11 protein-coding genes are annotated in these 13,724 nt (G+C 46.8%); 8 read left to right on the forward strand and 3 right to left on the reverse strand.

The features are described from left to right. Positions 1 to 46 precede the first annotated feature (46 nt). Positions 47 to 982, reverse strand: a complete 936-nt coding sequence (locus HUB64_RS20385) for a LysR family transcriptional regulator ArgP (RefSeq protein ID WP_173497737.1) — start codon at positions 980 to 982, stop codon at positions 47 to 49. Between the two features lie 125 nt (positions 983 to 1,107). Here HUB64_RS20385 and HUB64_RS20390 point away from each other — a divergent pair, with 125 nt between their 5' ends. Continuing rightward, the gene (locus HUB64_RS20390) at positions 1,108 to 1,725 is read left to right on the forward strand and encodes a LysE/ArgO family amino acid transporter (RefSeq protein ID WP_173497738.1); all 618 of its coding nucleotides are present in this window, start codon (positions 1,108 to 1,110) and stop codon (positions 1,723 to 1,725) included. Positions 1,726 to 1,968: 243 nt separating this feature from the next. On the opposite strand, the gene bcp is transcribed toward HUB64_RS20390, so the two are convergent. Together bcp and HUB64_RS20400 are read right to left on the reverse strand one after the other, a co-directional pair. Then, on the reverse strand, positions 1,969 to 2,436 hold the full coding sequence (gene bcp / locus HUB64_RS20395) for a thioredoxin-dependent thiol peroxidase (RefSeq protein WP_113940881.1): 468 nt from the start codon (positions 2,434 to 2,436) through the stop codon (positions 1,969 to 1,971). 3 nt (positions 2,437 to 2,439) lie between these two features. Then, positions 2,440 to 2,991 carry a glycine cleavage system protein R gene (locus tag HUB64_RS20400; RefSeq protein ID WP_028759648.1) on the reverse strand — a complete coding sequence of 184 codons (552 nt, stop codon included), beginning with the start codon at positions 2,989 to 2,991 and terminating at the stop codon, positions 2,440 to 2,442. 172 nt (positions 2,992 to 3,163) lie between these two features. Here HUB64_RS20400 and dapA point away from each other — a divergent pair, with 172 nt between their 5' ends. From dapA to adk, 7 genes are all read left to right on the forward strand, one after another. Continuing rightward, positions 3,164 to 4,048 (forward strand): 4-hydroxy-tetrahydrodipicolinate synthase, encoded by an 885-nt coding sequence (gene dapA / locus HUB64_RS20405; RefSeq protein ID WP_113940880.1) that lies wholly within the window; start codon positions 3,164 to 3,166, stop codon positions 4,046 to 4,048. 3 nt (positions 4,049 to 4,051) lie between these two features. Beyond that, positions 4,052 to 5,149 carry an outer membrane protein assembly factor BamC gene (gene bamC / locus HUB64_RS20410; RefSeq protein WP_028759650.1) on the forward strand — a complete coding sequence of 366 codons (1,098 nt, stop codon included), beginning with the start codon at positions 4,052 to 4,054 and terminating at the stop codon, positions 5,147 to 5,149. Positions 5,150 to 5,517: 368 nt separating this feature from the next. Next, positions 5,518 to 6,600, forward strand: a complete 1,083-nt coding sequence (locus HUB64_RS20415) for an efflux RND transporter periplasmic adaptor subunit (RefSeq protein ID WP_173497739.1) — start codon at positions 5,518 to 5,520, stop codon at positions 6,598 to 6,600. Beyond that, on the forward strand, positions 6,597 to 9,692 hold the full coding sequence (locus HUB64_RS20420; RefSeq protein WP_131523289.1) for an efflux RND transporter permease subunit: 3,096 nt from the start codon (positions 6,597 to 6,599) through the stop codon (positions 9,690 to 9,692). Before HUB64_RS20415 ends, HUB64_RS20420 begins: the two co-directional genes overlap by 4 nt. Positions 9,693 to 9,885: 193 nt before the next feature. After that, positions 9,886 to 11,799, forward strand: coding sequence for a molecular chaperone HtpG (gene htpG / locus HUB64_RS20425; RefSeq protein WP_028759653.1), 1,914 nt, complete (start codon positions 9,886 to 9,888; stop codon positions 11,797 to 11,799). A gap of 184 nt (positions 11,800 to 11,983) precedes the next feature. Continuing rightward, entirely contained in the window at positions 11,984 to 12,847 is an 864-nt protein-coding gene (locus HUB64_RS20430; protein WP_173497740.1) for a tetratricopeptide repeat protein, read from the forward strand. A gap of 140 nt (positions 12,848 to 12,987) precedes the next feature. Continuing rightward, positions 12,988 to 13,632, forward strand: a complete 645-nt coding sequence (gene adk, locus HUB64_RS20435; protein WP_028759655.1) for an adenylate kinase — start codon at positions 12,988 to 12,990, stop codon at positions 13,630 to 13,632. Positions 13,633 to 13,724: the final 92 nt, after the last annotated feature.

Consider the following 13,724-nt stretch of genomic DNA (forward strand, 5'->3'; position numbering starts at 1 on the left):
CGCTGTAGATTCATGCGGGTTGTGCGTTCTGTCTTGATGCAACAAATCATACCTGCAGCAAATTATGCTGCGCTGTTGCCGCAAGGGCACGGTAAACCAGTGTCGTTTGTTTTGCTTTGATATTCCAATGCTGCCAAAACAGCGGCACGCGCATGCGCCGTTCAGGGGTGATCTCAATCAGTATCCCTTTATCGATTAATGGTTTAGCTTGTAAATGCCCAACGAGTCCATAACCTAAACTCAAGTTAATCGCTTCTAAAAAGCTTTCTGAGGAGGGGATCGTATGTTGCCACCATTGCCCTGGCGTCATATTGAAATACTGGGCGAGAAACTTCTCATGCAACTTATCTTTGGTGGAGAATACTACTGCAGGCGCCTTTGCTAACTGAGCTTGGTTGATGGTGTTGAATGACGAGGTGTCACTAAATGATGGAGTATCGCTCAGGTCGCCAAAATAGCGCGCAGCAAATTCGGGTGTGGCCACACACAAATATTCCATGGTGCCTAAAAACTCACTGCTGCAACCCGCCATCGGCACTTCGGTTGTGGTGACACATCCGACCGCTTCACCATTTTTCAATAGATGATGGGTGTAAGACTCATCATCGACAATTAATTCCAATAACCAAGCGTGGCGACTGAACATGCCTGCTAGCGCAGGTAAAAACCACGTGGCCAAACTGTCGGCATTCACAGCGATGCGCACTGTGGTTGGATGGTTGGGATCGTCGGCGTCCATCTCAGCTCTTAATTCACTCTCTAGTAATTGTACCTGTGAATAGTGGCGCAGCAGGCGCTTACCTGTGGGCGTTGCGACCACAGGATTGGAGCGAATAAGCAGTGACTGACCGACTTTTTCTTCAAGTTGTCGAATGCGCTGTGATACAGCCGACTGGGTGATGTGCAGCACTTTAGCGGCGCGATCGAAGCCGCCTTCCGAGACCACAACGGCGAGCGCTTTGAGATTGGCGTATTCCAGCATAGTCATCCTCAAATGAGTGTGTTTGGACGGTTATTAATTTTACTTATGATACATAAAAAACATTAGTTATATTAATTTTGTTGTTTTGACTATGCTAGCGCCTTCTTTGAACATGAGAGGTGATTATGCAAGCGGCATTTATACAGGGTATGGGGATTGGTGGGAGTTTGATTATTGCTGTGGGCGCGCAAAATGCCTTTGTGCTCAAGCAAGGCATCAAGTGCTCATACCCGTTACCGATTGCCTTGCTCTGCTCTATCATCGATGCGCTGATGATCACTGCGGGTGTCGCGGGGCTAGGACATATTATTGAGTCGTTTCCCACTATTAAGCATGTGGCGAGTTTCGGTGGCGCCGCGTTTCTACTCTGGTATGGTGCGAATGCGCTAAAGGCGTCGTTTGTGGCTAAGGGCATTGAGATGGATCAAGCCGATAATGCGGACACATTTAAGAAAGCCGTATTGACGACGCTTGGGATTAGTTTGCTTAATCCGCATTTGTATCTTGATACTGTGGTGTTGCTCGGCAGCATTAGCACTCAATTTGATGATTTTGATCGGCCTTGGTTTGGCGCGGGTGCCGTACTGGCATCATTTATTTGGTTTTTTGGCTTAAGTTTTGGTGCGCGTTTGTTAGCGCCCATTTTTACTCGCCCAGCGGCATGGCGTTATCTTGACCGTTTTATTTGGTTAACCATGTGGAGCATTGCCGCTGCGATTATTTGGCCCTATGTAGCAGGATAACCGGTGTTGGGATGCCATAGAATACGGGCATAGCTGAATACTTTTGCGGTTTTTTTGCTCGGTTAGACCGTATCTTGTGATATGAAAGTGAAAATTTTTCATGAAAAAGGTCCTGATTTCAGGACCTTTTCGTTATCGATTGCCGATTATTTATTCAGGCTACCAAGTTCAACTGACACGTTTACACTTTTGTGCCGATTAAAGCAGCAGCTTGAAGCCTTGTATTCATCGTCATATCTGTCATTAACCCGCGATTTGCGCGAGTACGACTTCATGGTGATCTTTGGTTTTAAACTTATCGAATACGTGGGCGATGGTGCCGTCGGTATTGATAAGGAAGCTTAATCTGTGGATGCCATCATAGGTTTTTCCCATGAATTTCTTTTCACCCCAGACCCCAAAAGCGTCGGCGACACTGTGGTCTTCATCGCTCAGTAAAGTGAAGTTGAGTGCTTGTTTTTCAGCAAATTTAGCCAGTTTAGCCACAGGATCTGGGCTAATGCCAAATACAGTGACATTATGACTATCGAGCTCGGCTTTACTGTCACGTAGACCGCAGGCTTGAACTGTGCAACCCGGCGTTGATGCTTTCGGGTAAAAATACACTAAAACAGGGCCTTGCTTAAGGCTGTCTGCCAGCGATACTGAGTTGCCATGTTGATCTTGCAGTGTAAAGTGAGGCGCTTTTGCCCCAGCCGTTAAGGTATTCATCTATTATCCTCTGTCCTCTAAGATGGCAGTGCCTTCCATACGACGAATAGTACAATCTAAGGTCATATCTTGGGCGAGCTGATAGATACTCTGTTCGAGCTTTTCTAGTTCAACTTTTTCAGGAATATTAATGGTTAGCGACACATTTTGCGTTTGCTCACCACCGGGGAGTTCCTCAGAAAATGAACGTACTGCGGCAAGATCTAATGACCTGTCAGCAAGGAACTGGGTAATGCGTTTAATGGTGCCGCGTTGGTCTTTACCCGTGAAGCGTACTTCGAGGCGAGAAAGGTAGTTTTGTGGTGTGTGTTTAGAGGTGCGTTTCATCACCGTCAGCAGTTCTAACTCAACGCTGAGACTGGGGAACATACTTTCAATTTTCGTTATTGATGCCCACGAGCCTGACAACATCATAATCAGGGTAAATTCGTTACCAAATAATGCCATACGGCTGTCGACGATATCGCAGTCACAGTCACTGGCAAGTCGAGCTAGTTTACTTACAAGTCCAGGACGGTCGAGACCCATCGCTGTTACGACCAGGAAATTGGTCATGAATTTTCCTCACTTTTTCGATATCATAGAGCGAAAACTCAGGGTTAAAGCTGAGTTTTTGTGCGGGATGTAATGCTACCATAACTAATTCAATTTGAGAGCCCCGTTAATGCTTGTCATTAGTGGTTGGCATCAGTACCATAGCGAATCCTGAAATCTTGGGGAAAGTCAGATGATAAACGGAAGCATCGTAGCCTTAATCACGCCAATGAACAGTGATGGCTCAGTAGATTTTGCAAGTCTTGAAAGGTTAGTCGAATTCCATATTGACCAAGGCACAGATGCCATTGTGGCCGTTGGTACTACTGGCGAGTCAGCGACTCTGCCTATGCCTGAGCATGTAGCGGTCGTTTCACAAACCGTTAAATTTGCTGCGGGACGTGTTCCTGTCATTGGTGGCAATGGCGCCAATGCCACATCTGAAGCCGTTGAGCTCACCAAGTCCTTATCTAAGGTGGGTGTTGCCGCTATGCTTGGCGTAACGCCATATTATAATAAGCCAACGCCTAAGGGATTGATTGCGCATTATAAAGCTGTGGCCGCTAGCACAGATATTCCACAAATTCTTTATAATGTTCCAGGCCGTACTGCCGTTGATATGCTGCCAGAAACTGTTGCCGAGCTTGTTAGCGTGAGCAACATTATTGGTGTAAAAGAGGCGACCGGTGACTTATCCCGTGTAAAACGTCTGCGCGAACTGTGTGGCGACGATTTCCTCTTGTATAGCGGTGATGATGCCACTGCCAGAGAGTTTTTACTCTTAGGTGGAAATGGCGTAATTTCTGTTGCTAACAACATAGTACCAAAGGCTTTTAAAGCTATGTGTGATGCGGCGCTCGCGGGCAATGGCGAGTTGGCTCAGAGCATAGATACCCCGCTGCGCGGTTTGTATAGCACACTGTTTTGTGAAGCCAACCCTATCCCAGTAAAATGGGCTGCCCATCGTATGGGTTTGATTGAATGTGGCCATATTCGTTTACCTTTGACTGAACTTTCTGAGCAATGTCATGGTCTGTTGATAGAAGCAATGACTCGTGCCCAGATAGAGGTTAAATAATTAATGTTAAAGAAAGTCACTCCACTGATCTTAGTTGCTGCAGTTGCAGCCTGTAGTTCGCCACTTGATCGCCGCCAAGCGAACGGTAACGACGACTATGTTCAGGCCGAGCAAGCGCCTTTGCTTAAGATCCCCGCGGGATTAAAAACGCCACCCTACAATAAAGAATTCGATGTACCAGCACTGGGTTCTAAAGTGAATGCTTCGCTGTATGGCAAAAACTTAGATATCCGTCCGCCACTGCAAGTACTGCCAATGGCGGAAGGTACTCATGTGGAAGAGGGCAGTGACAACATTAAAATCGTGGTTGAATCCATCGACAATGCTGTGGATTTGAAGCAAGAAATCTTCACAAACTTAGATGGTTTCTTTGCTCAAAAAGGTATTGCTGTTCGTAGCCGTGATTTTGACAAAGGCAACATAGAAACCGATTGGATTGAAAGCCGTGAAGTGATTGAATCGAGCATGTGGGGTGCGGATAAAGTTTATCTGTTGCGCCAACGCTATCGTTTTGACGTGGAAACGCGTCCACATGGTCGCACTGCCAATATCGTTATTCACTTAGTTGAACACGAAGAGTTCTACGACGATAAAGCGCAACAAGTTTTATTAAGCGGTGAAGATAAGCAAAGATACACTATTGATATGCTGAACAGCGCCATTGCGTATATCAGCGTTAAGCGCGACCAAGCGATCCAATCGAATCGTTTGAAGCAAACCTTAGGTATTAATGTTGATCTCGTAACACCTGAAGAAGGTAAAGCTTACTGGTCTGCTAAAGCCTCTTACAAGCAAGTGTGGGATCGTCTACGCATAGTGCTACCAGAAATGGGCTTTGAAATTGCCGATATGGATAGTGCTAAAGGATTGTACTTTATCAAGTTTGACGATAACTCTGGTTTCTGGAGTTCATTGTGGGGCGAAGATAAGTTAGCACTGAAAGAAGGTAGCTACCGTTTACTGCTTGAAGATGGTGATACTCCAGAAGAAACGAAAATCTTCCTTCGCGATAACGAAGATCAGCCATTAAGCGATGAAGTAGTTAGCAATGTGTACCAGTCACTGTCAAACCTTATGAAAGAAGAACGTCAAATACGTTAATTTCAGCAGTTGACTAGAAAAGGGCGAATTATCGCCCTTTTTTATTGGCTGCAATTTGAGTTTTAAGCAGGGGATTGTCGATTATCTAGGCGATCTGTGTTGCAGAATTAAATTATCTATATACCAATCTTTTTCAAATGGTTTTAGTGATAAATGTTGATTTAGTGGCAATAAGTAAAATTAATCACTTAACAACCTTGTTATCGTACTGCATTCTGGCAACTCTGCCATTGATATCGCCAAGGACACTTAATCATACATATTTTGCGCTATCAGCGTAATTTGTAAGAAAAAGTAAAACGTATTGATGCGATGATGTGAGTGAGTAAACTAGCCGTCATTAATGCGAGTCATTCCTTGGAAGCCCGATGAAAAAAATTATTCTAATAATCGCCATATTGGCCGCGGCATGGTTTGGATACCAAGCCATGCAACCGCAAGAGATTACTGTAGCCCAGATTAAACTCATACCTAATGTAGTGATTGCCACTGCCGCTATGGCGCCCATTCGCGATGAAGTTGAAGCTATTGGTAGCAATAAAGCCGCAGAATCTGTAACGATAACGCCTAAAGTCACCGACATGGTGATAGCGCTTAAATTTGATGACGGCGACATTGTTAAAAAGGGCGAGTTATTAGTCCAACTGCAAAATGCTGAGCAGATCGCTAAGGTTAAAGCCGCGCAAGTCAAAGTCATTGATAATCAACGTGAATTAGCTCGGATCAGTTCGTTGGTGACTAGCCGCACTGTGGCCGAGTTAGAACGCGACAGATTACAAACCCTTATTGATACCACCCGTGCCGAGCTCGAACAGGCGCAATCATCACTCAATGATCGCAGTATTCTGGCGCCTTTTAATGGCCGTTTAGGTTTACGTCAAATCAGTGTGGGCAGCTTAGTGTCACCCGGCACTGTAATTACGACATTGGATGATATTTCTACCATTAAGCTCGATTTTTCAGTGCCAGAGCGCTTTATTCAAGATTTAGAACTAGGTAAAAAGGTTGAAGCCAAAGCGGTCGCTTTCCCTGATGTGACTTTCAAAGGTGTGGTGACATCGATTGATAGCCGCGTGAATCCAACCACGCGCACAGTGATCGTTCGCGCCGAAATCCCCAATCCTGAACTGCGTTTATTACCGGGCATGTTGATGAAGGTCAAACTCATCAAGCGTAGCCGCGAGGCCTTGATGTTGCCTGAATCTGCCATTATCCCGATCCAAAACAGCCATTATGTTTACAGCGTCAATGCTGACAAGGTGATTGAACGTAAACAAGTCACTATTGGTATTCGCACCCGTGGCTGGGTGGAGATCTTAGATGGTTTAGCCTTGGGCGAAAACGTAGTGATCCGCGGCTTACTGAAAGTTCATCCTGGGGATAAAGTGCAAACTGAGTTCGCGGAAAAGTTTAGTTATCTTGCCGATACGAACGCGGAGCCAAGTGTATGATCCTTACTGATCTCTCGGTCAAACGTCCCGTATTTGCCTCAGTGATCAGCTTGTTGCTGGTCGCTTTCGGGCTTGTCTCCTTTGATAAATTACCCCTGCGCGAATACCCGAATATAGATCCGCCAGTGGTATCTATCGACACGAATTACCGCGGTGCCAGTGCTGCCGTGGTGGAAAGCCGCATTACCCAATTGATCGAAGACAGGATCAGTGGCGTCGAAGGCATTCGTCACGTGAGTTCATCGAGCAGTGATGGCCGCTCATCGGTTACCTTAGAGTTTGATATTAGTCGTAATATTGAAGATGCAGCTAACGATGTGCGCGACAGGATCTCAGGTTTACTCGACAATTTACCCGATGAAGCTGATCCCCCAGAAGTACAAAAGGCCAATGGCAGTGATGAAGTGATCATGTGGCTCAATCTTGTGTCAGATCAAATGACGACCCTAGAATTGACCGATTACACCAACCGTTATTTGTCGGACCGCTTTTCGGTGGTCGATGGTGTGGCGCGGATGCGTATTGGTGGTGGTAAGGTTTACGCCATGCGCGTTTGGCTTGACAGACAAGCCTTGGCCTCTCGCAGTTTAACGGTTGCCGATGTTGAGGCCGCGCTCAGAGCTGAGAACGTCGAGTTACCTGCTGGTTCGATAGAGTCGAAGGAGCGGCACTTTACAGTGCGACTGGAGCGGGGTTATCGCACTGCCGAAGATTTCGCAAATTTAGTGATCACCCAAGGGGAAGACGGTTATTTAGTCAAACTGAGCGATGTCGCACGGGTGGAAATTGGCTCTGATGAAGAGCGGATTATGTTCCGTGGCAACAAAGAGGCAATGATAGGTTTAGGCGTGTCTAAACAGTCAACCGCCAATACGTTAGAAGTGGCGCGCGCAGTGAACGCGCTGGTTGACAAAATCAACCCGACCTTGCCAGCGGGGATGTCGATTAAACGCAGCTACGATAGCTCAGTGTTTATCGAAGCCTCGATTAAAGAAGTGTATCAAACCCTGTTCACTGCGATGATTTTAGTGATTATCGTGATTTATCTGTTCCTTGGCAGTGTGCGCGCTATGTTGATCCCTGCGATCACTGTGCCTGTGTCTCTGCTCGGCACCTTTATTGTGCTGTATGCGCTAGGTTATACCATTAACCTCTTGACCTTATTGGCAATGATCCTCGCCATTGGTATGGTGGTGGATGATGCGATTGTGATGCTGGAAAACATCCATAGACGTATCGAGGAAGGAGATTCACCACTCAAAGCTGCTTTTCTCGGTGCGCGTGAAGTGGCTTTTGCTGTCATCGCGACCACACTCGTGTTGGTCGCGGTATTTATGCCAATCACTTTCCTTGAGGGTGATTTAGGTAAACTCTTTAAAGAGTTTGCCGTGACCATGAGTGCGGCTGTCCTGTTCTCTAGCCTAGTGGCGCTCACACTCACGCCCATGATGTGCTCTAAGTTGCTTAAGCCGAGCTCGCAGGATTCTTGGTTGGTGCGTAAGGTCGACGGCATAATGACAAAAGTGTCCAACCGATACCAATTGTCCTTAAAATCCGCCATGGCCCACCCGATATTGGTGTCGATTCTGGTGTTAGTCGCATTAGGTTCTAGTGTCTATTTAGTCCAAAAAGTACCGCAAGAATTTGCACCACAGGAAGACCGTGGTTCGTTATTCTTGATGGTCAATGGGCCACAGGGCGCGAGTTACGAATACATAGAATCCTATATGAATGAAGTGGAAAACCGCTTGATGCCATTGGTCGAAACGGGTGATATCAAACGTCTGCTCATTCGTGCCCCCCGTGGCTTTGGCCGCGCGGCGGATTTCTCTAACGGTATGGCAATCATAGTACTGGAAGACTGGGGCAAACGTCGTCCAGTAAAGGAAGTTATCGTCGACATTAATAAGCGTCTTGCCAATCTCGCCGGAGTGCAAGCGTTCCCTGTAATGCGCCAAGCCTTTGGTCGCGGCGTAGGTAAACCTGTGCAATTTGTGATTGGTGGACCTAGCTACGAAGAGCTTGCCCGCTGGCGCGATATCATGATGCAAAAGGCGGCACAGAATCCTAAATTATTGGGATTAGATCACGATTATAAAGAGACTAAGCCTCAACTTCGTGTCGTCATCGACAGAGACAGAGCGGCGAGCCTTGGGGTGTCGATTTCAAACATTGGTCGTACGTTGGAATCCATGTTGGGCTCACGCTTAGTGACGACGTTTATGCGTGACGGTGAAGAATACGATGTGATCGTTGAAGGCGAGCGCGATAATCAAAATACTGCGGCGGATCTGCAAAATATCTATGTTCGTTCCGAGCGCAGTCAGGAGCTTATTCCGCTGTCTAACTTAGTGACTGTGGAGGAGTTTGCCGACGCCAGTTCGCTGAACCGTTACAATCGTATGCGTGCGATCACCATAGAAGCCAGTTTAGAAGATGGTTATAGTCTAGGTGAAGCCCTTGATTATATGAATCAATTGGCGCGTACCTATTTGCCAGCGGAAGCGGTGATTAGCTACAAGGGCCAATCTCTCGATTATCAAGAGTCGGGTAGCTCTATGTACTTCGTATTCATCCTCGCACTGGGGATTGTATTCCTCGTGCTCGCGGCGCAGTTTGAGAGTTATATCCACCCTGTGGTGATCATGCTTACTGTGCCGCTGGCTACCGTCGGCGCCTTAATTGGTTTGTGGCTTACGGGGCAGAGTCTTAATATTTACAGTCAGATAGGCATTATTATGCTGGTCGGGTTAGCCGCGAAAAATGGCATCTTGATTGTCGAGTTTGCTAACCAATTGCGGGATAAAGGCGTTGATTTTGATAAGGCTATTATTCAAGCGTCAGCGCAGCGGTTACGACCTATCTTAATGACAGGGATCACCACTGCTGCTGGTGCCGTGCCATTGGTATTGGCGGTAGGCGCGGGTGCTGAAACTCGTTTTGTGATTGGTGTAGTGGTGTTGTCGGGGATTTTACTGGCAACCTTATTCACTATCTTCGTGATCCCCGCCGCTTATGGACTGTTTGCCCGCAACAGCGGATCGCCCGAAGCTATCGCCCAACAGTTAGAAAAAGAATTAGCCCAAGACTAACGCCTAACACCGGCTGATGTTGAAAGCACACGAAAGTCCACATATATAGGCGCTTGGTATTCATCAAGCGCCTTATTTTTCGCCATTCGAACCTCGTTTTAGCCCTTGCCCTTGAAAAGCAAATTTGGAGCCCCATTTAGTAAACACTAAGCGTTACTTTTACCAAATTGCGTAACAAATAAAGGAAAATTTCATGTCACAACAAGAAACTCATGGTTTTCAAACAGAAGTCAAACAGCTGTTGCATTTGATGATCCATTCTTTGTATTCCAACAAAGAAATTTTCTTGCGTGAACTGGTCTCCAACGCTGCGGATGCGGCGGACAAGCTGCGTTATCTGGCGTTGACCAATGACGCACTCTATGAAGGCGACGGTGAACTGCGAGTCCGTATCAGTGCCGATAAAGAAAAAGGCACTGTGACCATCGAAGACAACGGTGTGGGTATGACCCGCGACGGCGTGATTGAGCATTTAGGCACAATCGCAAAATCAGGCACCGCTGATTTCTTTAAGAATCTATCGGGCGAATCCTCAAAGGATTCACAGTTAATCGGTCAGTTCGGTGTCGGTTTCTATTCGGCTTTTATCGTGGCTAAAAAAGTCACTGTTCGCACTCGCGCTGCCGGTCATAAGGCCGATGAAGCCGTATTGTGGGAATCAGAAGGCGAGGGTAACTTCACCGTTGATACCATCACTAAGGCGAGCCGTGGTACTGAAATCACGCTGCACCTACGTGATGAAGAAAAAGAATTTGCCGATGATTGGCGCCTGCGTTCGATCATCACTAAATACTCAGATCATATCTCTGTGCCAGTCGAAATGTGGCAAGAAGGCTCGCCAGAGCGTGATGGTCCTGATGGCGAAAAAATTCCTGCGACCGAAGGTCAATGGAAAGTCATGAACAAAGCCACGGCTTTGTGGATGCGCAATAAAGCTGACATCAGTGATGAAGAGTATCAAGAGTTTTACAAACACATTTCCCACGATTACACCGACGCACTACTGTGGAGTCATAATCGGGTAGAAGGTAAGCAAGAATACACTAACCTATTGTATATTCCTGCAAAAGCGCCTTGGGATATGTGGAATCGCGACCGTAAACACGGCCTAAAACTGTTTGTGCAACGTGTGTTCATCATGGATGACGCCGAGCAATTTATGCCATCTTATCTGCGCTTCGTGCAGGGCTTAATTGACTCAAACGATCTGCCGCTGAACGTATCCCGCGAAATTCTGCAAGATAACCACGTGACCAAAGCGATGCGTACTGGTATCACCAAACGTGTGCTTGGCATGCTGGAAAAACTGGCGAAAGACGATGCGGAAAAATATCAACAGTTCTGGGCTGAATTTGGTCAAGTGCTGAAAGAAGGGCCTGCGGAAGATTTCGCCAACCGTGAACGTATCGCGGGCTTATTGCGTTTTGCCTCGACCCACACGGGCAGTGCTGCGCCGACTGTGTCACTCGATGACTACATCAGCCGCATGAAAGAAGGTCAAACTAAGATTTATTACATTGTTGCCGACAGCCATGAAGCCGCTGCTAACAGCCCACATTTAGAGTTGTTACGTAAGAAAGGCATTGAAGTCTTACTGATGTCAGAGCGTATCGACGAGTGGCTAATCAACCACTTAACTGAGTACAAAGAGAAACAACTGCACTCAGTGACCCGTGGTGATTTAGAACTTGGCGAGCTGGAAGATGCATCTGAAAAAGAAGCGCAAGAAAAGCTTGAGCAAGAATCGGTAGCTTTAGTTGAACGCATTAAAGCGGCATTAGGCTCAACCGTTGCGGATGTGAAAGTCACGTCACGCTTAACCGATACCCCAGCCTGTGTGGTGGCGGGTGAAGGCGAAATGTCGACTCAGATGATCAAGCTGATGCAAGCTGCGGGTCAACCTGTGCCAGAAGTGAAGCCGACATTTGAGATCAACCCAGCGCACCCATTAGTATCGCGCTTAAATGATCTTCAAGATGAAGCCGCCTTCGCGGATTGGTCAAATCTGCTGCTGCAACAGGCGCAATTATCTGAAAAAGGTAGCCTTGCGGACCCATCGGCCTTTATCAAGCTGATGAACCAAATGTTACTGGCTAACATGAAGTAAATGACTATCGGGGCCCTTCTTTGAACGGCCCCGATATTGTTTCTAGTGCAGGAAGAGTGGTTTGCGCCTAGCCTGTCACTCAATCCGTTAGCGGTAAGACTCGATTTTAAGACTTGGTTCTAACGCTTAGTTTTAAAAGAATAAGGCCTCCCATGATAGAGGCCTTAAATGTTAAGGGAATACTATGGATAATATCCTCAGTCTGACTAAAGACAATATTCAGCAAGTGGTTGACGCCTCGATGCAACAGATCGTGGTGTTAGCATTTTGGGCACAGCCGCAGGAACAAAGTGTGGCTATGCTGCACACCTTAGAGAAAATTGCCGCGCAAAATGCGGGTCGATTCGTGCTCGCAAAAGTTGACTGTGAAGCCGAATTAGAAATTGCCAATTACTTTCGCATTCAAAGTCTACCGACCACGTTAGTATTGGATAAAGGTCAGCCTGTAGATGGTTTTGCTGGCCTGCAAGATGCGGCGCAAGTCACGGCTATGCTGGATAAATATTTACCGCCTATGTGGCAGTTACAGTTAGCACAGGCCAAAGCATTGCTCGCCTTGAGTCAAGTCAGTGCAGAGGATCTTGCTACTGCGGCTGTGTTGCTTAAAGAAGCACATACAGGGTCAAATCAAGCGGGTGAGGTGAGTCTAGTGCTTGCCGATGTGTATCTGATGCAGGGCGAATTAGTGTTAGCACAAGCCATGCTTGAGAAGGTAGGGCTTGCTGACCAAGATGGTTACTACCAGAGTTTAAAAGCTAAGCTCGCACTTGCCTTAGATGCGGCGGATACCCCTGAAATTCGCGATTTGCAGCGAAAGTTTGAGCAAAATCCAACAGATTTAGTGTTATTACTCGAGCTGAGTAAGGCATTGCATGCTGCCCACCGCGATGATGAATCATTAGAACTGTTATTCGGTGTGCTAAGTAAAGATTTAGGTGCTGAAAATGGCACAGTAAAACAAGTGTTTATGGAAGTATTAACGGCACTTGGCCAAGGTAATCCCATAGCCAATCAATACCGCCGTAAGCTCTATACTTTGCTCTATTAATGAAAAAAATCGCTTAGTAACCGCAGTTTATTTGCGGTTTCTGAGGCTAAAGTCGAAGCTAAAACCCTTCTCAATGGCGGCCAGATGTGCGAAGATCGCCGCCCTAAGAAGAATATCAATGCGAAAAGAGGACTCTTGAGATGCGCATTATCCTATTGGGCGCCCCAGGTGCCGGTAAAGGTACCCAGGCCCAGTTCATTATGGAACAGTATGGTATCCCACAAATTTCCACTGGTGATATGTTACGTGCCGCGGTAAAAGCGGGTACTCCACTGGGTTTGGAAGCGAAAAAAGTGATGGATGCTGGTCAACTGGTTTCTGATGATCTGATCATCGGTCTGGTTAAAGAGCGTATCGCACAGGAAGACTGTGTTAAAGGTTTCTTGTTAGACGGTTTCCCACGTACCATCCCACAGGCGGATGCGATGGCGGCAAACGGTATTAGCATTGATCACGTGATTGAAATCGACGTGCCAGACGAAGAAATCGTTAAGCGCATGAGCGGTCGCCGTGTTCACCCAGGTTCTGGCCGTGTTTACCATGTGGTTTTCAATCCACCTAAGGTGGAAGGTAAAGACGACGTGACGGGCGAAGATTTAGCTATTCGTCCAGATGATGAAGAAAGCACTGTGCGTAAACGCCTCGCGATTTATCACGAGCAAACTAAGCCGCTGGTTGAATACTACGGTAAAGTGGCTGCCGCTGGCCAAACTCAATACAACAAGTTTGACGGTACTCAATCGGTTGCGGCCGTGAGTGAGCAGTTAGCTAGGGTGTTGAAATAACCGAATAAAGGTTAATTTACGAGAACAAGTTCTCATATTAAGAAAAAGCCTGCCGATGCAGGCTTTTTTTATGGGTATCGCAATGTTAGCCT

Origin of the sequence: Shewanella sp. ISTPL2, assembly GCF_013283205.1 — a bacterium.
Lineage (GTDB): Bacteria > Pseudomonadota > Gammaproteobacteria > Enterobacterales > Shewanellaceae > Shewanella > Shewanella oncorhynchi.